Raw genomic sequence first — 23,894 nt, forward strand, 5'->3', positions numbered from 1 at the left:
CAGCGTGATGAGCTCCATCCGGTCGCAGACCACCGCGATCGACGTCCGTCAGCTGGGAACCGTCGAATACCGCACCGCCTGGGAACTCCAGCGTGATCTGGCCGACACCAGGGTGGCCGGCGGCAACGACACGCTGCTCCTGCTGGAGCACCCCGCGGTCTATACCGCCGGACGGCGCACTGAGCCGCACGAACGACCGGTGGACGGCACTCCAGTCGTCGACACCGACCGCGGCGGCAAAATCACCTGGCACGGTCCCGGACAGCTGGTCGGCTACCCGATCATCGGCCTGGGCGAACCCCTCGATGTGCTCAATTATGTCCGGCGCCTTGAGGAATCGCTGATCAAGGTGTGTCGCGATCTGGGCCTGGACGCGGGCCGGATCGACGGCCGCTCCGGTGTTTGGCTACCCGGCCGGCCGGCGCGCAAGATCGCCGCGATCGGAGTACGGGTGTCGCGGGCCACCACGCTGCACGGCTTCGCACTGAACTGTGACTGCGACTTGGCCGCGTACTCCTCGATCGTGCCCTGCGGCATCACCGATGCCGGAGTGACGTCGTGCTCCGCCGAATTGCGGCGCACCGTCACCGTCGACGAGGTCCGCGCGGCCGTCGCCGAGGCGGTGTGCGATGCCCTCGACGGCGTCTTGCCGGTGCGGGAGCACGACGCCGCCCGCGTAGCATCAGCGATGTGACTGTCGTACCCGAAGGCCGCAAACTGCTGCGGCTGGAAGTGCGCAACGCGCAGACCCCGATCGAGCGCAAGCCACCGTGGATCAAGACGCGGGTCCGAATGGGACCGGAGTACACCGAGCTCAAGAGCCTGGTCAAGCGCGAGGGTCTGCACACCGTCTGCGAAGAAGCCGGCTGCCCCAACATCTTCGAATGCTGGGAGGACCGGGAAGCCACCTTCCTGATCGGCGGCGACCAGTGCACCCGCCGCTGCGACTTCTGCCAGATCGATACCGGTAAGCCCGCCGAGCTGGACCGTGACGAGCCACGGCGGGTGGCCCAGAGCGTGCAGACGATGGGGTTGCGCTATGCCACCGTCACCGGCGTCGCCCGCGACGACCTGCCCGACGGCGGGGCGTGGTTGTACGCGGAGACCGTGCGTGCCATCAAAGAGCTCAACCCGTCGACCGGTGTCGAACTGTTGGTCCCCGACTTCAACGGCGAGCCCGCGCGTCTTTCGGAAGTCTTCGAGTCACGCCCGGAAGTGTTGGCGCACAACGTCGAAACGGTGCCGCGCATCTTCAAGCGGATCCGGCCGGCGTTCACCTACCAGCGAAGCCTGGGCGTGCTCACCGCGGCGCGCGACGCCGGCCTGGTCACCAAGAGCAACCTGATTCTCGGCCTGGGTGAGACCCCGGACGAGGTGCGCACCGCGCTGGCCGACCTGCACGACGCCGGCTGCGACCTCGTCACCATCACCCAGTACCTGCGTCCGTCGGCGCGCCATCACCCGGTGGAACGCTGGGTGCGGCCCGAGGAGTTCGACGAATTCGCGCAGCACGCCGAGGCGCTGGGCTTCGCGGGCGTGCTGGCCGGGCCGCTGGTGCGCTCGTCGTACCGCGCGGGCCGACTGTATGCGCAGGCCGTGCGCAGCCGCGCCTCGGACGCCCTGGGGTAACTCGGGCCATTGCCGGCCCGGCGCGTACGTATTCTTAGTGATTATGGCTAAACCCCGCACCACCGCCGAGAACAAGGCCGCCCGGGCAGCGGCGACCGCCGCCCGCAAGGCCGCGGCCAAGGAGCGCCGCGGCCAGCTGTGGCAGGCGTTCAACATGCAGCGCAAGCAGGACAAGCGCCTGCTCCCCTACATGATCGGCGCCTTCGTCGCGATCGTGGCCGTCTCGGTGACGGTTGGCGTGCTGGTCGGCGGGTTCACCATGATCATGCTGATTCCGCTCGGCGTGGTGCTGGGCTTGCTGGTGGCGTTCATCATCTTCGGCCGCCGTGCCCAGAAATCCGTCTACCGCCAGGCCGAGGGGCAAACCGGCGCGGCGGCCTGGGTGTTGGACAACCTGCGCGGCAAGTGGCGTGTCACTCCAGGTGTTGCGGCCACCGGCCACTTCGACGCGGTGCATCGGGTGATCGGCCGCCCGGGCGTCATCTTCGTCGGTGAGGGATCGACGGGCCGGGTGAAACCGCTTCTGGCCCAGGAGAAGAAGCGAACCGCGCGGCTGGTCGGCGACATCCCGATCTACGACATCGTCGTCGGCAACGGCGACGGCGAGGTTCCGCTGAGCAAGCTCGAGCGGCATCTGACCCGGCTTCCGGCCAACATCAGCGTCAAGCAGATGGACACCCTGGAGTCGCGGCTGGCCGCGCTGGGGTCACGGGCCGGGGCCGCCATCATGCCGAAGGGCCCGCTGCCTAACGCCGGCAAGATGAAGGGCGTGCAGCGCACCGTCCGCCGCAAGTAGCCGCTTTAGCGGCCGGGATCAGCGGCGCACCACGGCCGTATTGGTCACCCGGTCTTGGATTCCTCGCCCGTCCCAGTCGGTGAACAACGCCGGGATCACCAGGGCAACCAGCAGCCCGCGCGCGATTGCCCGGCCAATGCCGAGGTGCCCGTCCAGCGCCACGACCCCAAGGCCGAGCGCCAGCTGGCCCGGTGTGAATGCGAACAGCCGCACCGCCACCAGGCCGAGCAGAAACCAGATCACCAACACCGCCGTCGACAACACCCGCTCGGAGAACAAGCCGAACACCATGGCCAGCGCCGCCAGGCCGTAGGCGATCAGCCAGTCGATCGACAGTGCCGCCAGGCGGCGGCCCATCGACGCCAACGATCCCGGCCCGCTTTGCGGCAGGCCGAGCGGCTCACCGGGGTATGTCGGACGCGACTGGGCCATCAGCGGCCTTTCGCCGGGTCGGGAGCCATGTCGGCAGCCATGAAGCCCACCTGCATCGGGGGCCGGGACTGTCTGCTGCGCCCATATGGCAGACCAGATACGATCTTGCGATCCATGGGCCTCACAATAGAACCCGCCGTTGCTCCACTTGAGATCTGTGGGACGCGTGGTCACGTAACCTCCGCGCAACACGGGGTTGACGGGCGGGCAACATCATCTCCATAGCGTCAGGCCGCGGATTATCAAGCAAAGGAGCAATTCAGTGACGGAAAAGACGCCCGACGACGTCTTCAAGCTGGCTAAGGACGAGAACGTCGAATTCGTCGACGTCCGGTTCTGTGACCTGCCCGGCATCATGCAGCACTTCACGATTCCGATTTCGTTCTTCGACCAAAGCGTTTTCGACGACGGTTTGGCCTTCGATGGCTCGTCGATTCGCGGATTCCAGTCAATCCACGAGTCGGACATGCTGCTCCTCCCCGACCCTGCCACCGCGCAGATCGACCTTTTCCGTGAAGCCAAGACGCTGAACCTGAACTTCTTCGTGCACGACCCGTTCACCCTGGAGGCCTACTCGCGCGACCCCCGCAACGTCGCGCGCAAGGCGGAGAACTACCTGATCAGCACCGGTGTTGCCGACACGGCGTACTTCGGCGCCGAGGCCGAGTTCTACATCTTCGACTCGGTGAGCTTCGACTCTCGCACCAACGGCTCGTTCTACGAGGTGGATGCGATCTCGGGTTGGTGGAACACCGGCGAGCCGACCGAGAACGACGGCACCCCCAACCGCGGCTACAAGGTCCGTCCGAAGGGTGGCTACTTCCCGGTTGCCCCCGTCGACCACTACGTCGACCTGCGCGACAAGATGTTGCAGAACCTGATCACTGCGGGCTTCAGCCTGGAGAAGGGCCACCATGAGGTGGGCACCGGCGGTCAAGCCGAGATCAACTACAAGTTCAACACGCTGCTGCACGCGGCCGACGACATGCAGCTGTACAAGTACATCGTCAAGAACACGGCCTGGCAGAACGGCAAGACCGTCACCTTCATGCCCAAGCCGCTGTTCGGTGACAACGGCTCCGGCATGCACTGCCACCAGTCGCTGTGGAAAGACGGCAGCCCGTTGATGTACGACGAGACCGGATACGCCGGCCTGTCGGACACGGCTCGCCACTACATCGGCGGCCTGCTGCACCACGCGCCGTCGCTGCTGGCGTTCACCAACCCGACGACGAACTCGTACAAGCGCCTGGTGCCCGGCTTCGAGGCCCCGATCAACCTGGTCTACAGCCAGCGCAACCGATCGGCATGTGTGCGTATTCCGATCACCGGCAGCAACCCGAAGGCCAAGCGGCTGGAGTTCCGCTGCCCGGACTCGTCGGGCAACCCGTATCTGGCGTTCGCGGCCATGCTGATGGCCGGCCTGGACGGCATCAAGAACAAGATCGAGCCGCAGTCTCCGGTCGACAAGGACCTCTACGAGCTGCCGCCCGAAGAGGCCGCCAACATCCCGCAGGCACCCACCCAGCTGTCCGCGGTGATCGACCGGCTGGAAGAGGACCACGAATACCTCACTGAGGGAGGCGTTTTCACGCCCGACCTGATCGAGACGTGGATCAACTTCAAGCGTGAGAGCGAGATCCTGCCGGTCCAGATCCGGCCGCACCCGTACGAGTTCGCGCTGTACTACGACGTGTAACCACGTCGAAAACCACTAACGGCCACCCGGTCGGCGATCAGGCCCACGATCGCTCACCGGGTGGCCTATTGGTATCCGGTCCTGCCCAGCATCGCGGCGAGCTGCCGGAGCAGCGCGGTCCGGAAGCGATCCGCCGACGGGCTGGGAAAGCGCAACACCCGGGGAATCATGGCGCCGACGAGCGTGGCGAACAGCAGATCGACGACGTCCTCGGGCGACACCACCGGCGTGAAGACGCCGGCGTCCCGGCCCTCGATCACTGTTCGCACAAACGGCGCCCGGTAGCGAAACCAGCCTTCTTCGCCGCCGTCACGCAACTCCGCGTCACGGATGCCGGAGCGCCAGAACTCGATCAGCAACTGGTGGTTGCGAACGGAGGTGTTCAGGTTGCGGTCAACCATCGCTACCAGGCGATTCCACGGGTCACCCTCGGCATCGGCCACCGCCTCGAAAGCGGCAACCTCCACCTCGGTCGCGTGCTGCATCGCCTCGATCAGCATGTCCTCGCGCGAGCCGAAGTAGTTCTGCAGCGTGCTGATGGCCGTCCCGCTGGCTCGTGCTACATCGGCAAAACGGGAGTTTTCGTAACCCCGCTCGGCCAGCACCCCGGCGGCCGCTTCGACAACCGCAGCCCGCCGCGTACCCCCGGCGCGACGCGTTCGACGTTCAACAGGCATTTTTGTATGGTACGCAGATACTGACATCGAGCAACCTCCTCACGCCAGGAATCGACCCGCGGCCTTACGCGGCGACGATCGGCGGGATGTTGTGGTTGAGCCGAAATCTGTTGTACGGGTCGTAGATCGCCTTGGCCGTCCGCAATTTCTCGTAGACGGTGGGATCATAGGCCTGCCTGGTGCGATCCTCCGGCGTGTCGGCGGGGCCGACAAAGCTTGGATTGGACCTGTCATGCAGCCAAGGGCTCAGTGCCGCAAGAAGTTCCCGCCCGGAGTCGCGGTAGGTCGCGACATCTTGCCCGGGCGGCACGACGGTCAGGCCGAACATGGCATAGGCGGCATCGCGCGCGCCCACCGCGTTCGGGAAAGGCGCGGGCTTGCTGAAAGCTCCTTGCAGATGGCGGATGTCGACGATGTTGATCGTGCTGCCGGAATCGGGGCCGACTGTGTCGACGATGTTGATCGTGCTGCCGGAATCGGGGCCGACTGTGTCGACGATTGCCTTCGCGGTGTCTTCGTTCAATTCGCGTAGCAACCCGAAATGCTCGACGGCCGGCGCGGGATCGGTGGGATCGTTGCTGATGGTCGCGAACTGGGTGTACGGGATGCTGGCGACGCTGTCGGCCAGCATCGGAGCCGCGGTGCGCAGTGGGTCGATCAATTGGGCGCCTACGTGGGCGTCACCGACATAGGAGACCCGGACCGATACGGTCAACTTCCCCTGCATGAATGGCGGAAGGCCGGGCAGCGGCGGAAAGTTCAGCAGCGCGAATCCGGTTGTCAATTCGTCGGGCGCCGACGCGGTGAGTTCTCGGTAGGCGTCCAGCACTTGCCGGGTGTGCTCGCCGGAGTAGAAGAGCGCACCGGCGTACAACCACGTCACCGGGAAGAGCGCGAACTTCATCGCCACCACGACACCGAAGTTACTCTTCCCGCCCAGTAGCGCACTGAAGAGATCCGCTTCATATTCGGCTGATACATAACGTAATTGGCCATCCGCGGTCACCACGTCGATGCCCGTGACATGATCGGAAGCCCAGCCGTACTTGCGTCCCATCGTCGAGCTCGCCCCACCGCCGAGGGTGTAGCCGACAACGCCAACCCCGGGCGAGGAACCGGGCAGCGGAGCCAGCCCGTACATCGCGGCGGCATCCACCAGACGACCGAAGCGAACTCCGGCATCGACTTTCGCACAAAGGTTTTCGGCGTCAATCGTAAGGCCGGACATCCGCCCAGTCGTGATCATCAACGTGTCCGCATCCGCAGCGACGGTCGGCCCGTGGCCGGTGTTGAGGACGGCGATGTTCAGATTGTGGCTGCCGGCGAACCGGACTGCCTCGGACACGTCCGTGGCGTTGGCAGCGCCGACCACGACCGCGGGGCGGTGCCGCACCGCCATGTTGAACACCGCCACTTCCTCGTCATAGCCCGGGTCGTCCGCCGTTATGACAGGTCCGTGCACAACGCCCCGAAGCTCCGAAAGTTTGTCACGCCACGATTCCATAGCCGGTACCCCTCGGTCTGATCAGAAGATTGATCGGTATGTTTATATGGTATGGAAATACCGATTATTTGGGCACGAATATGGGCAAAATCACAGAGGTATGCGCTGCGGCGCCGGGCAACGTCCCCGGCCGCCTCTACCGGTGGTGGCCGCAGTCCGGATTGGCCGGCTTGGCCGGCCACGCGCACGCGTCGATATCGGTGGTGCCGCCGTAGCCGCCGCCGGAGAACACTCCGTAGGAGTTGCCATTGGTCCCGGTGTAGGTGGCGCCGCCGCCTTCCCCGCCGCCACCCGAACTCACCACGGTCACCACCCAGCTCGCGCCCTCCAAAGCGGATTTATAGCCGCCCATGGCGTCGCTCGGCGACCCGTTGACCAGGAAGTGCAGATGGATGCCGTTGTCCGCGATGGAATCGGGGCCGTCGGTGCGTTGGGCGTTCGCCGGCGTGGGAATCAGCGACCGCAGATCCGTCGGGGCGTTCGACGTCGTCGTGGCTTGCGACACCGTGGTCGTGACCGTCTTGGCACTCGTCGTACTGGTGCCCGACGCCGCGCCCGGATGGGGCGAACTGGTGCAGGCTGCCGCGACCACACCGATGGTCAACGCCACGGCCGCCGAGACGAACGGTTGATGTCTCATGTTCTCTCCCTGTGCACGAGTTACGGGCCTGCGGCGAGGGCCGCGCCTAACGAGAAGGTCTAACGGCCAGGACCCCTCGCGACGCGTTGGCGGGCTGCCCCTCGGCCATTTCGACAAGCTCTAGCCAACTGCCCGGAGCGATGTAGTGGCGGCTCACATCTTCGCGATGCATGTCGATGACCAACACGCCCGCATCCGTGACCTCGTACTTGTCGAATACGCCGTAATCGCGCGGTTCGCCGTTGCTGAACACAACCGTGAAGGGCATGCGTCGAGTATGGCCGCGAGGCAACCCGTCGTCTAGCCGTCGAGCGCGAGATCCTTGCGGAAGCGCTGCATGCCGTCGATCTTGTCGTCCAAGGTGGCGTCGGGTCCGGTGTAGAACATCCACGGCATCGTGATGATGCCGGTGATTCCGGCATCGGCGACGCGCTGATAGTCGGCGGTGGTGAACGCATCGGTGAGCGGCGTCAGGATGGTGAAATCATCCATGGTCAAACCGTTTTCGAGGCGCAGGTCGCGCAGCTTGCCCACCGCCTCGATGGCGTGTTCGGTCTTGATCAGGTCGCCGATCCAGCCGTCGTTGCGAGCGGCGCGGCGCAATGCGGCGTCGCTGAGCCCACCGGCGTAGACCGGTATCGGCGGCGGAGTCGGTTGCATCTCCAGCCGTGGCGTCTTGTAGAACTGGCCGTCGAACTCCGTCCAGCCCGGCGCCCACAGCTCCCGCATCAACTCGATCATCTCGTCGGTGCGTTTGCCCCGGGCGTCGAATTGTTCGCCCATCAGCGCGAATTCCTCACGGCACCAGCCGACTCCGATGCCGAGTTCGATCCGCCCCGACGCCAGAACTGCCGCGGTGCCAATGGCTTTGGCCGCCGAATAGGGGTTGCGCATCGCGGGAATGTAGACCGTGGTGACGAACCGGAGCCGGGTGGTGACCTGGGCGAGCGCGCCGGCCAGTACCCAGGGGTCGGGCCAATCGGTAAACGGCTGCCAGCGTCGTTCCCCGTCTTTGGTGTACGGGTACGGCGTATCCAGGGTCTCCAGGTTCACCACGTGATCGGGGATGCCCATGCCGTCGTAGCCGAGCTCGTCTGCGGCCTTGGCGATCTCGACGATCTCCCGGGTGTTCAGGAAGGCGCTGCTGATGTAGAACTTCACGAGCTTTCCCGCGCTCATGCCGGTTCGATGAAGACGCCTTCTGCCTCCACGGTCACCCCTTCCGCATCCGAAATAGTGCCCCGTGCAAACACTTTGACGCCCTCGCTGCGATCAATCCAAGCATCGCAACGCAGCGGGCCCAAGGGTATTCCGCGCAGGTACTTCACGCTGATGGTTCCGGTGAAACGTGCCTTGGACAATCCGTCGCTGGCCGCCTCTCCGAGCATGTGGTCGAGCACCAGTGCGCTGACGCCACCGTGCACGCGGCCCGGCGGTCCTTCGTAGGCTGACCCGAGGACGAACTCGCTATGGCAGCGCCCGTTGCCGTCGTGGTGGACGACGATCGGCGGGGCGATCGGGTTGCACACGCCGACCACGGCATTACCCAACGGCAGCGGACGCTCGTCGACGCGAAAGCTCACTCCGATCGGCCGGGTCCGCTGGCGCAGCAGCGCGGTGATGGCCTCGATCTCGGTGCGCGCGTGCGCGACGACGTCGTCGTCGGCCTCGGTTCGGATGGTGGCGTCGACGAGTTCCCGGACCGCATCGGCCAACGGAGCGTAGAGCGCCGTCACTCGGTCAGCCTCTGTCGCGCTGAGCACCTCGAACATCGCGTCGAACGCGCCGGCTCCCTGACTCAACTCCCGAACACCTTGCGCACCACCGCTTTTGCACGTCGCGTCACTCGCAGATAGTTGTCCAAGAACTCACTTCCATCATCGTTGTGCCAGCCCGCGGCCACTGCCACCGCATTGAGCTGACGTCCGGGCCCCGGCAGCTGGTCGGTGGGCTTGCCCCGGACCAGCACCAGAGCGTTGCGAGCGGCCGTGGCGGTCAGCCAGGCCTCGCGCAGCAGGTCCACCTCGTCCGCGGGGACCAACCCCTGCTCGGCGATCACGTCGAGCGACTCCAGGGTCGAGGTGTTGTGCAGCGCCGGGATCTCGTGCGCATGCTGCAGTTGCAGCAACTGCACCGTCCATTCGATGTCGGCCAGTCCCCCGCGCCCCAGCTTGGTGTGCGTGTTGGGGTCGGCACCGCGCGGCAACCGTTCGGATTCCACGCGGGCCTTGATCCGGCGGATCTCGTGCACCGCTTCCGCGGACACACCGTCGGACGGATAACGCGTCGTGTCGGCCATCAGCATGAACCGCTGACCCAATTCGGTGTCACCGGCGACCGCATGCGCGCGCAACAGCGCCTGGATCTCCCAGGGCTGCGCCCACTGCTCGTAGTAGGCGGTGTAGGACCCCAGGGTGCGGACCAGCGCGCCGCTGCGGCCCTCGGGGCGCAGGTTCGCGTCGACTTCCAGTGGCGGGTCGACGCTGGGTGTCCCCAGCAGGGTACGAACCTGCTCGGCGACCGTCGTCGACCATTTGACCGCGGCCGAATCTTCGACGCCAGCGGCCGGCTCGCAGACGAACATCACGTCGGCGTCGGATCCGTAGCCCAGTTCGGCGCCGCCCAACCGGCCCATGCCGATGACCGCGATGGCCGCGGGTGCTTTTCCGTCTTCGGGCAAATTGGCCCGGATCAGCGCGTCCAGCGCCGCCTGCAGCACCGCGACCCATACCGACGTGAGCGCCTTGCACACGTCCCGTACTTCGAGCATGCCGAGCAGATCCGCGGAACCGATGCGGGCCAGCTCTCGGCGACGCTGGGTGCGGGCGGCGGCGATTGCCCGCACCGGGTCCGGATGGCGGGCCGCCGAGGCGATCAGCGCCCGGGCGACGACCTCGGGCTCGGTCTCGATCAGTTTCGGGCCGGCCGGCCCATCGCCATAGTCCTGAATCACCCTGGGGGCCCGCATCAATAGGTCCGGCACGTACGTGGAAGTCCCCAGTACGTGCATCAGCCGTCTGGCCACCGCGGGTTTGTCGCGCAACGTGGACAGGTACCAGTTTTCCGAGCCCAGCGCCTCGGACAGGCGCCGGTAGGCCAGCAACCCGGCGTCGGGGTCCGGGGTGTACGACATCCAGTTCAGTAGCCGGGGCAGCAGCACGGACTGCACGCGACCGCGGCGGCCGCTCTGGTTGACCAACGCCGACATGTGCTTCAGCGCGGTTTGCGGCCCCTCGTAGCCGAGCGCAGCCAGCTGCCGCTCCGCGGCTTCCGACGTCATGCCGTGCGAGATCTCCAAGCCGGCAGGCCCGATCGATTCCAGCAGCGGCTGATAGAAGAGCTTGGCGTGCAGCTGGGACACCCGCACGTTCTGGTGCTTGAGTTCCTCGCGCAGCACGCCGGCCGCGTCGTGCCGGCCGTCCGGGCGGATGTGGGCCGCGCGCGCCAGCCAGCGCACCGCCTCGTCGTCGTCGGCCTCCGGCAGCAGATGGGTGCGCTTGAGCCGGTGCAGCTGCAGCCGGTGCTCGAGCAATCGCAGAAACTCATAGGAGGCAGTCAGGTTCGCGGTGTCCTCGCGGCCGACGTAGCCACCCGCGCCCAGCGCGGCCAGCGCATCGACCGTGGAAGCCACATGCAGCGATTCGTCGCTGCGGCCGTGCACCAACTGCAGCAGCTGCACGGCGAACTCGACGTCACGTAATCCGCCACTGCCGAGCTTGAGCTCGCGGTTGCGAACATCGGAAGGCACCAGCTGTTCCACCCGGCGCCGCATCGCCTGCACTTCGACCACGAAGTCCTCACGCTCGCAAGCGATCCAGACCATGGGCATCAACTCGGCCAGGTAGCGTGCGCCGAGTTCGGCATCTCCGGCGGCGGCGCGGGCTTTGAGCAACGCCTGGAACTCCCAGGTTTTTGCCCAGCGCTTGTAGTAGGCGACGTACGATTCGACCGTGCGGACCAACTCGCCGCTGCGCCCTTCGGGCCGCAGCCCGGCATCCACTTCGAAGCATGCCGTCGACGCCACTCGCATCATCTCGGTTGCGATCCGGGTGGACAGCGCGTCGGCCTGCTCGGCGACGAAGATGATGTCGACGTCGCTGACGTAGTTCAGTTCGCGGGCACCGCATTTGCCCATCGCGATGACCGCCAGCCGGGGCGGTGTGCGGTCGCCGCACACGGTTGCCTCGGCCGCGCGCAGCGAGGCCGCCAGCACTGCGTCGGCGGTGTCCGACAGCTGGGCGCCAACCACGGTGAACGGCAGCACCGGCTCGTCCTCGACCGTCGCGGCCAGGTCGAGCGCCGCCAGCACCAACAGGTGGTCGCGGTACAGGGCGCCCAATCGGGGCACCACCGAATTCGGCTCGGCCAACGCGTCGTCGACGCAACCGCTGAATGCTTGCTGCAGTTCGTCACGAGTGGGCAGTTTGACCTTGCCCCGCAGTAGCTTCCATGACTGCGGATTGGCAACCAGATGGTCGCCGAGGGCCAGCGACGAACCCAGCACCGAGAACAGGCGCCCGCGCAGGGCGGGCTCACTGAGCAGCGCGGTGTTGAGCTCGTTCCACCCGGTATCCGGATTCTCCGCGAGCCGAACCAGGGCGCGCAGCGCGGCGTCCGGGTCGGGGGCTCGCGACAACGCCCACAACAGGTCGACGTGTGCCTTGTCGTCGTGAGTCCAGCCCAGTTGCGCCAGGCGCTCACCGGCGGGCGGATCGACCAAACCGAGCCGGCCGACGCTGGGCAGCCGGGGGCGCTCGGTGGTGGGTTTGGTCACGACCTGAACGGTAGCGCAACCCGCCGATCTGTCAGACCATCCGGGAGCCCCTGTGAGCTAGAGCGACAGGTAGGTGTTCAGCTCGTAAGGCGTGACGTGGCTGCGGTAGTTCGCCCATTCCGCGCGCTTGTTCCGAAGGAAGAAGTCAAAGACGTGCTCCCCCAACGTTTCCGCGACAAGCTCCGAAGCCTCCATGGCGTGCAGCGCGCTGTCAAGGCTGGTGGGCAGCTCGCGGTAGCCCATCGTGCGGCGCTCTTCGGGGGTGAGGTCCCAGACGTTGTCCTCAGCCTGCGGCCCCAGCACGTAGCCCTTCTCCACCCCACGCAGTCCGGCCGCCAGCAGCACGGCGAATGCCAGGTAGGGGTTGCACGCCGAGTCGGGGCTGCGGACTTCGACCCGCCGCGACGACGTCTTGTGCGGCGTGTACATCGGCACCCGCACCAGGGCGGACCGGTTGGCTGCGCCCCATGACGCCGCGGTCGGCGCCTCGCCGCCGTGCACCAGGCGCTTATAGGAGTTGACCCATTGATTGGTGACCGCGCTGATCTCGGAGGCGTGCTCGAGAATCCCCGCGATGAACGACTTGCCGACATCCGAGAGCTGCAGTGGATCGTCGGGGCTGTGGAAGGCGTTGACGTCGCCCTCGAACAGGCTCATGTGGGTGTGCATGGCCGAGCCCGGGTGTTCGCCGAATGGCTTGGGCATGAAGGACGCTCGCGCACCGTTTTCGATCGCGACTTCCTTGATGACGTAGCGGAACGTCATGACGTTGTCGGCCATCGACAGCGCGTCGGCGAAACGCAGGTCGATCTCCTGCTGGCCGGGTGCACCCTCGTGGTGGCTGAACTCCACTGAGATTCCCATGAATTCGAGAGCCTCGATCGCGTGCCGGCGGAAGTTCGACGCCGAATCGTGCACGGCTTGGTCGAAGTAACCGGCGTTATCGACCGGGATGGGCGGTGTTCCGTCGTTGGGGCCGGGCTTCAGCAGGAAGAATTCGATTTCGGGGTGCACATAGCAGGAGAAGCCCAGGTCGTTGGCCTTCTGCAGCTGGCGGCGCAGCACGTGCCGCGGGTCCGCCCAGGACGGCGAGCCGTCGGGCATGGTGATGTCGCAGAACATCCGCGCCGAGTGGTGGTGGCCACTGGGCGAGGCCCAGGGCAGCACTTGGAAGGTCGACGGGTCGGGGTTGGCCACGGTGTCGGATTCCGAGACCCGCGAGAAGCCCTCAATTGAGGACCCGTCGAAGCCGATGCCCTCTTCGAAGGCGCCTTCGAGTTCGGCCGGGGCGATGGCGACCGACTTGAGGTAGCCGAGCACGTCCGTGAACCAAAGCCGCACGAAGCGAATGTCCCGCTCCTCCAATGTGCGGAGGACGAATTCCTTCTGTCGATCCATACCCCGAACACTAGGCAACGGCTGTTACTTCTGTGTTACAGGAGTGCTGATTAGCGTCCACCCGGATTAAAAACACGCAGGTCAGCAATGGGCACCCGGCCCACCGACACAACTGCGCAAGGCATCCTGACCGGGTGGAAGCGGCAGACGTCGTTCGCTGGCGGCGATGCCGGTCTTTCGGTATTTGCCATCGGCGCTGGCGCTCCAGCGAACTTTCCTTGCTACCGTCACCCATGGGAGGAGCCAGCCATGTTCGAGATCGAAGGCACGTTCGAGATTCCGAGGCTGGAGCGTCCAAGCCGCCGTGAGTTCGAGGAGCGTTTCCTGTTGCCGCAGCGCCCGGTGGTCGTTTGCGGCGCTATGGAGGATTGGCCCGCGCGCAAGCAATGGACCAACGACTACCTCACGGAGAAAGTGGGCGCCCGCACCATTCAGCCCTCAACAGCTAACAACGAGGGCAGGCACCTCCATGCGAGCCCGAAGAAGTCGATCGTCGTCACCACGTCGTCGATGAAACTCGCCGACTACATCGAGCTGGTTGCAGGCGGCGACCTCTCCGATGGCCAGCTCTACGTCGTCCAGTTGCCCATCAAGACAGGCCTGCCCGAGCTCTGGCCCGATATTCGTTTTCCGCCCTTCGTGGATGAGCAGAAGTACTCCGCCGTCAATTTGTGGTTCGGCCCGGGCAACAACGTCACACCGCTGCATTACGACCTCCCCAACAATCTGCTCACCCAAGTCCGCGGCCGAAAACAAGTGGTCCTCTGCCCGCCCCGGGAGATCGCCCGCGTCTACCCTTTTCCGTTCGGTTACCTGGGCAACCACATCTCGCAGGTCAATGTCGCCGACCCCGATCTGACCCGGTTCCCGGCCTGGGCCGACGCCGATCGCGCTCTCGTCGAGCTCGGCCCGGGTGACATGCTCTTCATCCCCGCCTGCTGGTGGCACGCGGTCTGCGGCATCGACCAGAACATATCGATCAACTACTGGTGGCGTTGCCGCAGCATCAACTACCTCAAGCTCCCCCGCCAGATGGCCCGTCTGGTCGCACAGGCCGGACTTACTGTCGGCTCTGCGTTGGCGCAAAAGGTCATCCGCAGCGCCGGACGCCAATCTTCCAGCGGGCAGGCCGGCGAGCAGGCGCAGTCCCGGGCGTAATCGTTGAACGCGGGACCGACCATCGGGTCGATGCCCCGTCGAACACCATCGCGCGGACGCGGTCGCGGAACGCTACAGGCCGAATTCCGATGATTTCTCAGCGCTGATTCAACGACGAATCCCTACCGTCGGGCGCAGTGAGCAACACCGGGTTACGTCTCGCGCCGCCAACCCTGTAACCGACATGTGCGGTTACCGTTCTCGGTTCGAAATATGTAACCTGCTAAAGTAGTTACACAAGCACGTCGGATGCGCAGGAGGTAGGACCAAATGATCACCAAACTTCTAGCCGTTGGAGCTATTGGTATCGGTGTCGTGATGGGACAAGCGACCGGTCAGGCCGCTCCCGTCGTCGCGGACCCCGCGTTCAACGACCTCGGCTGCACCTGCCAGACGCCGCCCCCGGTCCCCGGCCAGACCAGCGAAGACCGGATCAATCAGGGTCTGCACGACGCGTTCACCCGGTGACTCATCGTGTGGCTCAGGGCTGGCAATGCAGCGACGCCGGCGGCACCGCCCCGGTGACGAAGTAGTGAATTACCGCGTTATCGACGCACTCGTTGCCGCCGAACACCGCGGTGTGCTGGGTTCCGTCGAACGTGATCAGTGGAGCACCTAGCTGGCGAGCCAGGCTGACCCCTGCCTGATACGGCGTCGCAGGATCGTGCGTCGTGGACACCACGACGACCTTGCCGAGCGCCTCCGGTGGCGTGGTGTGCGGAGCCGACGTCGCCGGCACCGGCCACAGCGCGCACAGATCGCGGGGGGCGTTGCCGGTGAACTGCCCGTAGCTCAAGAACGGCGCGGCCGCACGGATCTGTTGATCGGCAGCCACCCAGACCGCCGGATCCGTCGGCGCCGGCGCATCGACGCACCGAATGGCGTTGAACGCGTCCTGATCGTTGTCGTAGTGCCCTTGCTTGTCGCGGCCTTGGTAATTGTCCGCGAGCAGCAGCAGGTCGCCCGCGTCGGTGCCGCGCTGCAACCCGAGCAGACCGCTCGTCAGATACTTCCAGTGCTGCGGCGTGTAAAGCGCGTTGATGGTGCCGGTGGTGGCGTCCGCGTAACTCAGACCGCGCGGATCCGACGTGCGCCCAGGCTTTGCGACGAGCGGGTCGATCAGCGCGTGGTAGCGGTTGACGAACTGGGCCGGGTCAGTGCCCAACGGGCAGGCCGGCGAGCGGGCACAATCCGCGGCGTAATCGTTGAAAGCTGTTTGAAATCCTGCCGTCTGGCTGATGTTTTCCTGGACCGGGTCGATGGTCGGGTCGATCGCGCCGTCGAGCACCATCGTCCGGACGTGATCGGCGAAGTGTTCCAGGTAGGTGGTGCCCAGCTCGGTGCCATAGCTGTAGCCGAGGTAGTTGAGCTGATCGTCACCCAGCGCCTGACGCACCATGTCCATATCGCGCGCAACGGACGCGGTGCCGGCGTTGGCCAAGAACCCCTTGCCCATCTTGTTCACGCATTCGGCGGCCAATTGCCGGTTGATCTGCTCGATGTGCGCCACACCCGCCGGGCTGTAGTCGACCATCGGTTCGGTTCGGTACGCGTCGAACTCGGCATCGGTGCGGCAGCGCAGCGACGGGGTGGAGTGGCCCACGCCCCGCGGGTCGAAGCCGACTAGGTCGAAGCCACGGGCGATGTCGGTGTTCTGCAAGTCCGGGGCTATCCCTGCCACCATGTCGACGGCCGACCCGCCGGGACCGCCCGGGTTGATCAACAGCGACCCGATCCGATGGCCGGTGGCCGGCACCCGGATCACCGCCAACTTCGCTTGTGCCCCAGTGGGATCGTTGTAGTCAATCGGGACCGACACGGTGGTGCACTGTGCGGTGGGGACGTCGCTGCTGTCGGTGAGAATTTGGTTGCAGCTGCCCCAGTTCAGCGTCGACGCCGCGGCCGGCGGCGCCGGGTTCGGGGTCTGACCGGCGCCGGGTTCCGGAGTTGCACCGGCCTTTGGCAGCACCGGTTGCACTGCGAGCAACAGGCCTAACGACAGCAGCGCCGAGCTCAACGATCTCAGGCGCGACATGGATGTCAATCGTGGCAGCTTCGAATACCTGTCACGGCGCGAATCGGTCACGCCTTGATCTCGGGCCCGACGCATCAGCGCGCGGCGGCAGCTAGCATTTGGCGCCGCTCGGCGGCGTGGTGCCGCCGATCAGATATGCCGTGACGTAGTCGTCGACACAGCTGTCGCCCTGGAAGACGACCGTGTGCTGGGTGCCGTCGAAGGTCAGCAGCGAACCGCGCAGCTGGTTGGCCAGATCCACCCCGGCCTTGTACGGCGTCGCCGGGTCATGCGTGGTCGACACCACGACGGTCGGGGCCAGGCCGGGCGCCGAGACGGCATGCGGCTTGCTGGTGGGCGGCACCGGCCAGAACGCGCAGGTGCCCAGCGGCGCGTCACCGGTGAACTTCCCGTAGCTCATGAACGGGGCGATCTCGCGGGAGCGGCGGTCTTCGTCAATCACTTTGGCGCGCTCGGTAATTGGCGGCTGGTCAACGCAGTTGATCGCAACCCGCGCGTCGGTGGCGTTGGTGTAGTGGCCGTGCGGGTCGCGGCGCATATACATATCGGCCAGGGCGAGCAGGGTGTCGCCATGGTGGTTGACCAGTTCACTGAGGCCATCGGTGAGGTGATGCCACAGCGTCGGCGAGTACAGCGCCATGATCGTGCCGATGATCGCGTCGCTGTAGCCCAGCCCGCGCGGGTCCCTGGTGGGCACCGGCCTGCCGACCAATTGGTTGTTCGGGTCGACCATCGGGTCGATCAGGCTGTGGTAGACGTCGACGGCTTTGGACGGATCGGTGCCCAGCGGACAGCTCGACTGCTTGGCGCAGTCGGCGGCGTAGTCGTTGAACGCGTCCTGAAATCCCTTGGCCTGACGCAGGTCAGCCTCGATCGGATCGGCGTTGGGATCGACCGCGCCGTCAAGGATCATCGCCCGCACGTTGTGCGGGAACGCCTCGGCGTAGGCCGCGCCGATCCGGGTGCCGTATGAGTAGCCCAGGTAGGTCAGCTTGTCGTCGCCGAGGGCCGCGCGAATGGTGTCCAGATCCTTGGCGACACTGACCGTCCCGACGTTGGCCAGAAAGTCCTTGCCCATCTTGTCCGTGCAGCGGCCAATGAACTGCTTGGTCTCGTCCTCCATGTGGGCGACACCGGCCGGGCTGTAGTCGACGTTCGGCTCGGTGCGCAGCCGGTCGTTGTCGGCGTCGGAGTTACACCAGATCGCCGGCCGCGACGACGCCACACCGCGTGGGTCGAAGCCGACCAAGTCGAACCGCTCGCGGACCCGCTTGGGCAGCGTCTGCACGACGCCCAGGGCGGCTTCGATACCGGATTCGCCGGGGCCGCCGGGGTTGATCACCAGCGAGCCGAGCTTGTCTCCCGTCGCGGGGAAACGAATCATCGCCAGCGTCGCGACGTCGCCGCCCGGGTTGTCGTAGTCGACGGGCACGGCGAGCTTGCCGCACATGGCGCCGCCCGGAAGCTTCACCGACCCGCTGGCCACCCGGCACGGTGTCCACTCCACCGGCTGCCCCAATTTGGGCCCCGCCATCAGCGGGTGTCCGACGACAACGCGCACGCAGCCCCCCAGAAGCAGCGCCACGGCAGCGATCGCTGTCGAGACAACAAGCATGCGCGCGAACTTGTCGCGGCGAGTCAGACCCATGCCAACACATGCTGCCAGAGACAACCTGAGACTTGCGTGAGCGGCCACCGCCGACCGGCTACCGGGTCGCTACCAGTAGTTCTTCCGCGCCGCCCGCGAAATTGAATGGCGCGTCTCACACTGCCGCGACGGTGCAAACGCATAGCAGAGATGGCAAAATAGCGGAAGTCAGACGAACCCGGGGACCTGAATGGCCACGAGGATCGACCCGACCACCTTGAGGGACAATGATGTCTGAGCAGAACGTTTACGGTGCAAACGCGGCGGCGCCTTCGGCGCCCAGGACCAAGATCCGCACCCACCACCTACAAAAGATGAAGGCCGAAGGCCACAAGTGGGCCATGCTCACGGCCTACGACTATTCGACTGCCCGCGTCTTCGACGAGGCCGGTATCCCGGTGTTGCTGGTCGGCGACTCGGCCGCGAACGTCGTGTACGGCTACGACACCACGGTGCCAGTCTCCATCGACGAGCTGATCCCGCTGGTCCGCGGCGTTGTCCGCGGCGCTCCGCACGCCCTGGTCGTCGCCGACCTGCCGTTCGGCAGCTACGAGGCCGGACCCGCCGCCGCGCTGGCCGCCGCCACCCGGTTCATGAAGGAAGGTGGCGCGCACGCCATCAAGCTCGAGGGCGGTGAGCGGGTGGCCGAGCAGATCGCCTGCCTGAGCGCAGCCGGCATCCCGGTGATGGCACACATCGGCTTCACGCCGCAAAGTGTCAACAGCCTGGGCGGCTTCAGGGTGCAGGGCCGCGGCGACGCCGCCGAGCAGACCGTGCACGACGCGATCGCCGTCGCCGAAGCCGGCGCGTTCTCCGTCGTCATGGAGATGGTGCCCGCCGAATTGGCCACCCAGATCACCGGCAAGCTGACCATCCCGACCGTCGGAATCGGTGCCGGCCCGGACTGCGACGCGCAGGTCTTGGTCTGGCAGGACATGGCCGGGATGAGCAGTGGCAAGGCGGCGCGATTCGTCAAGCGATTCGCGAACGTCGGCGACGAATTACGCCGGGCCGCTGCCCAATATGCGGAAGAAGTGGCCGGCGGCGTTTTCCCCGCCGACGAACACTGCTTCTGAGTTACTGCATTTGGCACCGATTTTTGAAATCGGTCAGCGGCTGGCGAATCCCTTCGAGGTCGGCGTGCGCCTGCGGGTTGGCATCCATGTACTGCTTGAGCTGATCGCCAATCTCGCTGCGCGGCTGTCCTTTCAAGCTGGTGAAGTAGTCGTTGACGTCCGGATGGCTGAACAAATACACCGACGTCGCCGCGGCGACGCCAGAGGACACCTGAGCGAGATCGGCTGCCGTGCAGTTCGGTGGCGGCGCCGGTTCGGGGTCCGCTGCGGCTGAGCCGACGGCGGTGAACAGCATGGCGGCGCTGATCGCGCCGGCCGCAATTCCGCCGACGACTGCGCGCGAAGTAGCGATTGCGAAAAACACCATCGGTCACTCCTCCATCAGGTATTCGAAAACCCGCACGCAAACCATAAGCGGTTTTGGCGCGGCCCATGCAACAAATCCACTCATGTGGCAAAGGGGCAAAAGCCCGCCCCGGCAGGTACCGGGGTCGATATACTCCAAATCTCTATCCGCCCAGCGCACAGGAGTTGTGAGATGAATTGGCGCCGCTGGATCGGAGCACTGCTGGCAGTGCTGGCGATAGCCCCGATTGCCGGAATCGTGGCCGCGACGGGATCTGCCGGGCAGGCCGAGGCCAGCGTGTGCGTCGGCGCGGGCCGACGTGTGTCAGTCAGTGGTTGCGCCAATGTCGCCGACGCGATCCAGCGCTACGTCCCGCCGCCGGCGGATTACGCGCCGATGCCGGAAGACCCTCCACCGCCGCCGCCCCCTCCCCCGTAATCACCCGGTCAGCCAAATCCGCTCTCCCAGGCGGCCGACGGACACGCCGCGCAGAGGTTCGCTACCTGCCGTTCAACCGCGGTGTGGCACCCTATGGATAACCCTTTACGACCCCTCGTGACCGGCAAATACCGCGGCGATGAACCCCCTACGGAGCCGAATAAAAATGCCAGAACCCTCGCGCCACCTGGAGGTGGAGCGCAAGTTCGACGTCCTCGAATCCACGGTCTCACCGTCGTTTGAAGGCATCGCGGCGGTGGGCCGGGTGGAGCAGTTGCCGACGCAATCGCTGGACGCGATGTACTTCGACACCCAGACACAAGACCTCGCACGAAACAAGATCACACTGCGGCGCCGCACCGGTGGCCACGACGCGGGTTGGCACCTCAAATTGCCGGCCGGCCCCGACGCCCGCACCGAGATCCGCACACCCCTGGGGTCCGCGGACGACGACACCGTCCCCAGTCAGTTGTTGGACGTGGTGCTGGCGATCGTTCGTGACAGGCCGCTCAAACCGGTCGCCCGAATCACCACCCAACGCGAAAGTCAGGTGCTGTACAGCGTCCAGGGCGCACCGTTCGCGGAGTTCAGCAACGACCACGTCCGCGCATGGTCGGCCGCCGGCACCGATAGTCCCGACTCGGAGCCCGTCGTGCAGGAGTGGCGCGAGTGGGAATTAGAGCTCGACGAATCACTTGGGGCGCCCGACGCCGAGCTGCTGAACCGGTTGAGTAACCGGCTTCTGGATGCTGGCGGCGAACCCGCCGGCCACGCATCCAAGCTCGCGCGGGTGCTCGGGACGACGTTGCCGTCCAACGGCACCCGGCCACCCGAAGACCCGGTGCAGCGCGCGGTGGCCGAACAGATCGACGAGCTGGTGGTGTGGGATCGCGCGGTGCGCGCCGACGTCGACGACTCGGTGCACCAAATGCGGGTCACCACCCGCAAGATCCGCAGCCTGCTGAAGGACGCGCAAGCGTCTTCGCGACTGTCTGAGGACACCCACGCCTGGGTGCTCGACGAACTGCGCGAGCTCGCCGGCGTTTTAGGCGTGGCACGCGACGCGGAGGTGCTCGAGCAGCGTTATGAGCAAGAGCTGGACCGGCTGTCGCCGGAGTTGGTGCGTGGACCGGTGTCCGAACGCCTGGTCGAGGGCGCCAAACGCCGCTATCAGGCGGGGTTGCGCCGGTCGTTGATGGCGATGCGGACACAGCGCTACTTCCGGCTGCTCGACGCACTCGATTCGATAGTGGCCCAAAGCCCGGCCACCGCGTCTGGCGAACAACCGGCGCCGGTCACCATCGACGCCGCCTACAAAAAGGTGCGTAAAGCCGCAAAGGCGGCCGCCGAAGCTGAGCAGGCCGCCCTCCAGGATCACGTCGAGCCGTCCGCCGACGAGGACGATCAGGACGACGAAGAGCACGATCGCGACGAGGCGCTGCACGTAATTCGCAAGCGCGCCAAGCGACTTCGTTATACCGCGGCAGCGACCGGCGCGGACGACGTGTCCAAGCAGGCAAAGGCCATCCAGTCGTTGCTCGGCGATCATCAAGACAGCGTGGTCAGCCGTGACCACCTCACTGTGCAGGCCGACGCCGCCTACGCCGCGGGTGAAGACACCTTCACCTACGGTCTGCTCTACCAGCAGGAGTCCGACCTAGCCGAGAGCTGCCGTCAGCAGCTCGACGCGGCCTTGCACAAGCTCGACAAGTCGGTGAAAAAAGCGCGCTGAACCGCGGCGGGGCGGACGAGTTGGCCTGTAAGCCGGATTCTGTTCCCCACCGCCGCGGCGTAAGCAACGGCGGCACGGCGGCGACCATCCATCTGGACACACCGTTGCCGGGTGCCTCAAGCGGCCTACCCGCAGGCTCGGGCGAGCAACCCTCGATCGCCTGCGCGGCCGCACCTTTCGGTGCGGCCTTCTTGACCTTGCTCCGGGTGGGGTTTGCCTAGCCACCCCGGTCACCCGGGATGCTGGTGCGCTCTTACCGCACCGTTTCACCCTTACCACCGCGAGGGTGGCGGTTTGTTTTCTGTGGCACTTTCCCGCGAGTCGCCTCGGATTGCTGTTGGCAATCACCCTGCTCTGTGAAGTCCGGACTTTCCTCGACTCGTTGCCGCATGAGCACGAGCCGCGGCCGCCCAGCCAACTCGTCCGCACGAACACGGTACTCGCTGGTCAATCTCCTGGCCAGCGACCACCCCGGGGCCTATTCGACCATTGCCCAATAACAATGTTGGTGTCACGCTGTCGAGATGACCGAAGCCGATGCTTACGTCGACCAGGCGGTGCGGGGCATCGCGGAGCCCCAGCCGATGTACAAGGCGCTGCGCGAGTCGACCCCGGTGTTCCGATCGCCACAGGCCGTCGTGCTCAGCCGCCTGGCCGATATCGAGATGGCGCTCAAACACACCGAACTGTTCTCGTCGAACATGGATGCGGTCGATCTGGGCAACGTTCGACCGCTGATTCCGCTGCAAATCGATCCGCCCGAGCACGCGAAGTACCGCCGCATCCTCGATCCGCTGTTCACTCCGCGCGAGATGGCCCGACGCGAGCCACTGGTCGCCGAGCTGGTGAACCAGATGATCGACCGCTTCGCCGGCCGGGGCGAATGCGACTTCCACGAGGAATTCGCGGTACCGCTGCCATGCACCGTTTTCCTGCAGTTGCTCGGCCTGCCATTGGCAGACCTCGACCAGTTTCTGCTGTGGAAGGACGGCGTGATCCGCCCCGAGGGCGACTCCGGGTATGACCGGCGCCATGAATCCACGGCACCGGTAGCCCAACAGATTTACGAGTACTTCGACCGCGCCATCGACGACCACATCGCCAGCCCACGTGACGACGTACTGTCGTCGATGATCGCGGCCGAGGTCGCCGGCGAACCATTGTCGCGCGACGAGCTGCTCGACATCTGTTTCCTGTTCCTGATCGCAGGCCTGGACACCGTCACCGACTCACTCGACTGCTTCTTCGTCTACCTGGCGCAACACCCCGACCACCGTCATCAGCTCGTCTCCGAGCCCGACGTCCTGCCGCATGCCATCGAAGAGTTATTGCGCTGGGAGACACCGGTTCCCGGAGTGGTTCGGATCGCCATGCAAGACGTCGAGGTCGGCGGCTGCCCGATCAGCAAGGGCGAACGGGTCAGCCCGCTGCTCGGCGCGGCCAACACCGACCCCGCCGAGTTCCCCGACCCCGAGGTGGTGGATTTCAACCGCAGCCCGAACCGGCACCGCGCGTTCGGCGGCGGGCCACACCGCTGCCTTGGGTCGCATCTAGCCCGGATGGAGCTGCGCGTCGCATTGCGCGAATTCCATCGGCGTATACCGGATTACGAGATCAAGCCCGGCACCGAGCTGACCTACACCGCGGCGCTGAGATCGGTGGAGTCGCTGCCGCTGATCTTCGGAGTGCCCTCATGACCCACGTGGAGGTCGACGCCGACCTGTGCACCGGCCACGGACGCTGCTACAGCCTGGCGCCCGACGTGTTCGACGCCGACGAAGTCGGCCACTCCGTGGTGCTCGTCGAGGACGTCTCGGGTGAGCTCGAAACGGAGGCCGTTGCCGGGCAGCGAAACTGCCCGGAGCAGGCAATCACGCTGTCGCGCTGAATAGCTCAGCTGACTGCCCCGCCA

23 protein-coding genes and 1 other RNA gene are annotated in these 23,894 nt (G+C 65.9%); 11 read left to right on the top strand and 13 right to left on the bottom strand.

Features of this window, described 5'->3' with window-relative positions:
- Positions 1–4 precede the first annotated feature (4 nt).
- The 3 genes from lipB to DB708_RS07995 are packed head-to-tail and all read left to right on the top strand — an operon-like array spanning position 5 to position 2,425.
- Positions 5–694, top strand: a complete 690-nt coding sequence (gene lipB, locus DB708_RS07985; RefSeq protein WP_108921609.1) for a lipoyl(octanoyl) transferase LipB — start codon at positions 5–7, stop codon at positions 692–694.
- Complete coding sequence (gene lipA / locus DB708_RS07990) at positions 691–1,629, top strand: lipoyl synthase (RefSeq protein WP_108921419.1); 939 nt, start codon at positions 691–693, stop codon at positions 1,627–1,629. The genes lipB and lipA overlap by 4 nt, the downstream gene beginning before the upstream one ends.
- A gap of 43 nt (positions 1,630–1,672) precedes the next feature.
- The gene (locus DB708_RS07995; RefSeq protein WP_108921420.1) at positions 1,673–2,425 is read left to right on the top strand and encodes a DUF4191 domain-containing protein; all 753 of its coding nucleotides are present in this window, start codon (positions 1,673–1,675) and stop codon (positions 2,423–2,425) included.
- 18 nt (positions 2,426–2,443) lie between these two features.
- Here the strand turns inward: DB708_RS07995 and DB708_RS08000 are convergent, their stop codons facing one another.
- Positions 2,444–2,860 carry an RDD family protein gene (locus DB708_RS08000; RefSeq protein WP_108921610.1) on the bottom strand — a complete coding sequence of 139 codons (417 nt, stop codon included), beginning with the start codon at positions 2,858–2,860 and terminating at the stop codon, positions 2,444–2,446.
- Between the two features lie 259 nt (positions 2,861–3,119).
- Between DB708_RS08000 and glnA (DB708_RS08005) the strand changes: the two genes are divergently transcribed.
- Positions 3,120–4,556: a type I glutamate--ammonia ligase gene (glnA, locus tag DB708_RS08005; protein ID WP_108921421.1), complete on the top strand. Its 1,437-nt coding sequence runs from the start codon at positions 3,120–3,122 to the stop codon at positions 4,554–4,556.
- A gap of 65 nt (positions 4,557–4,621) precedes the next feature.
- On the opposite strand, the gene DB708_RS08010 is transcribed toward glnA (DB708_RS08005), so the two are convergent.
- The 8 genes from DB708_RS08010 to glnA (DB708_RS08045) form a co-directional block, all read right to left on the bottom strand.
- Positions 4,622–5,233, bottom strand: a complete 612-nt coding sequence (locus tag DB708_RS08010; RefSeq protein WP_165839765.1) for a TetR/AcrR family transcriptional regulator — start codon at positions 5,231–5,233, stop codon at positions 4,622–4,624.
- Positions 5,234–5,297: 64 nt separating this feature from the next.
- Complete coding sequence (locus DB708_RS08015; protein WP_108921423.1) at positions 5,298–6,737, bottom strand: FAD-dependent oxidoreductase; 1,440 nt, start codon at positions 6,735–6,737, stop codon at positions 5,298–5,300.
- A gap of 136 nt (positions 6,738–6,873) precedes the next feature.
- Complete coding sequence (locus tag DB708_RS08020; protein ID WP_108921424.1) at positions 6,874–7,377, bottom strand: hypothetical protein; 504 nt, start codon at positions 7,375–7,377, stop codon at positions 6,874–6,876.
- A gap of 46 nt (positions 7,378–7,423) precedes the next feature.
- On the bottom strand, positions 7,424–7,645 hold the full coding sequence (locus tag DB708_RS08025; protein ID WP_108921425.1) for a hypothetical protein: 222 nt from the start codon (positions 7,643–7,645) through the stop codon (positions 7,424–7,426).
- Positions 7,646–7,677: 32 nt separating this feature from the next.
- Entirely contained in the window at positions 7,678–8,538 is an 861-nt protein-coding gene (locus DB708_RS08030; protein ID WP_108921611.1) for a TIGR03619 family F420-dependent LLM class oxidoreductase, read from the bottom strand.
- A 14-nt stretch (positions 8,539–8,552) separates the two neighbouring features.
- Positions 8,553–9,179, bottom strand: coding sequence for a PaaI family thioesterase (locus DB708_RS08035; RefSeq protein WP_108921426.1), 627 nt, complete (start codon positions 9,177–9,179; stop codon positions 8,553–8,555).
- Complete coding sequence (locus tag DB708_RS08040) at positions 9,176–12,151, bottom strand: bifunctional [glutamine synthetase] adenylyltransferase/[glutamine synthetase]-adenylyl-L-tyrosine phosphorylase (RefSeq protein WP_108921427.1); 2,976 nt, start codon at positions 12,149–12,151, stop codon at positions 9,176–9,178. Before DB708_RS08040 ends, DB708_RS08035 begins: the two co-directional genes overlap by 4 nt.
- Before the next feature lie 57 nt (positions 12,152–12,208).
- A complete protein-coding gene (gene glnA, locus DB708_RS08045; RefSeq protein WP_108921428.1) occupies positions 12,209–13,549 on the bottom strand; it encodes a type I glutamate--ammonia ligase in 1,341 nt (446 codons plus the stop codon).
- A 249-nt stretch (positions 13,550–13,798) separates the two neighbouring features.
- Here glnA (DB708_RS08045) and DB708_RS08050 point away from each other — a divergent pair, with 249 nt between their 5' ends.
- Positions 13,799–14,707 (top strand): cupin-like domain-containing protein, encoded by a 909-nt coding sequence (locus DB708_RS08050; RefSeq protein ID WP_165839766.1) that lies wholly within the window; start codon positions 13,799–13,801, stop codon positions 14,705–14,707.
- 270 nt (positions 14,708–14,977) lie between these two features.
- The gene (locus DB708_RS08055; RefSeq protein WP_108921430.1) at positions 14,978–15,175 is read left to right on the top strand and encodes a hypothetical protein; all 198 of its coding nucleotides are present in this window, start codon (positions 14,978–14,980) and stop codon (positions 15,173–15,175) included.
- A gap of 13 nt (positions 15,176–15,188) precedes the next feature.
- Here DB708_RS08055 and DB708_RS08060 read toward each other — a convergent pair whose 3' ends face one another.
- Together DB708_RS08060 and DB708_RS08065 are read right to left on the bottom strand one after the other, a co-directional pair.
- Positions 15,189–16,742: an alpha/beta hydrolase gene (locus DB708_RS08060; RefSeq protein ID WP_409347572.1), complete on the bottom strand. Its 1,554-nt coding sequence runs from the start codon at positions 16,740–16,742 to the stop codon at positions 15,189–15,191.
- A gap of 91 nt (positions 16,743–16,833) precedes the next feature.
- Positions 16,834–18,390, bottom strand: coding sequence for an alpha/beta hydrolase (locus DB708_RS08065; protein WP_108921431.1), 1,557 nt, complete (start codon positions 18,388–18,390; stop codon positions 16,834–16,836).
- Between the two features lie 230 nt (positions 18,391–18,620).
- On the opposite strand from DB708_RS08065, the gene panB reads away from it, so the two are divergent.
- On the top strand, positions 18,621–19,466 hold the full coding sequence (gene panB / locus DB708_RS08070) for a 3-methyl-2-oxobutanoate hydroxymethyltransferase (RefSeq protein WP_108921613.1): 846 nt from the start codon (positions 18,621–18,623) through the stop codon (positions 19,464–19,466).
- Position 19,467: 1 nt separating this feature from the next.
- On the opposite strand, the gene DB708_RS08075 is transcribed toward panB, so the two are convergent.
- Entirely contained in the window at positions 19,468–19,833 is a 366-nt protein-coding gene (locus DB708_RS08075) for a heme-binding protein (protein WP_108921432.1), read from the bottom strand.
- Between the two features lie 171 nt (positions 19,834–20,004).
- Here DB708_RS08075 and DB708_RS08080 point away from each other — a divergent pair, with 171 nt between their 5' ends.
- Together DB708_RS08080 and DB708_RS08085 are read left to right on the top strand one after the other, a co-directional pair.
- Positions 20,005–20,250: a hypothetical protein gene (locus tag DB708_RS08080; protein WP_108921433.1), complete on the top strand. Its 246-nt coding sequence runs from the start codon at positions 20,005–20,007 to the stop codon at positions 20,248–20,250.
- 166 nt (positions 20,251–20,416) lie between these two features.
- Positions 20,417–21,982, top strand: coding sequence for a CYTH and CHAD domain-containing protein (locus DB708_RS08085; RefSeq protein WP_409347573.1), 1,566 nt, complete (start codon positions 20,417–20,419; stop codon positions 21,980–21,982).
- Between the two features lie 12 nt (positions 21,983–21,994).
- On the opposite strand, the gene rnpB is transcribed toward DB708_RS08085, so the two are convergent.
- An RNA gene (rnpB, locus tag DB708_RS08090) (RNase P RNA component class A) lies at positions 21,995–22,404 on the bottom strand.
- Between the two features lie 102 nt (positions 22,405–22,506).
- On the opposite strand from rnpB, the gene DB708_RS08095 reads away from it, so the two are divergent.
- Together DB708_RS08095 and DB708_RS08100 are read left to right on the top strand one after the other, a co-directional pair.
- Positions 22,507–23,679 (top strand): cytochrome P450, encoded by a 1,173-nt coding sequence (locus DB708_RS08095; RefSeq protein WP_108921435.1) that lies wholly within the window; start codon positions 22,507–22,509, stop codon positions 23,677–23,679.
- Positions 23,676–23,870 carry a ferredoxin gene (locus tag DB708_RS08100; RefSeq protein ID WP_108921436.1) on the top strand — a complete coding sequence of 65 codons (195 nt, stop codon included), beginning with the start codon at positions 23,676–23,678 and terminating at the stop codon, positions 23,868–23,870. The genes DB708_RS08095 and DB708_RS08100 overlap by 4 nt, the downstream gene beginning before the upstream one ends.
- Positions 23,871–23,894 lie beyond the last annotated feature (24 nt).

Source organism: Mycobacterium montefiorense (assembly GCF_003112775.1).
GTDB lineage: Bacteria > Actinomycetota > Actinomycetes > Mycobacteriales > Mycobacteriaceae > Mycobacterium > Mycobacterium montefiorense.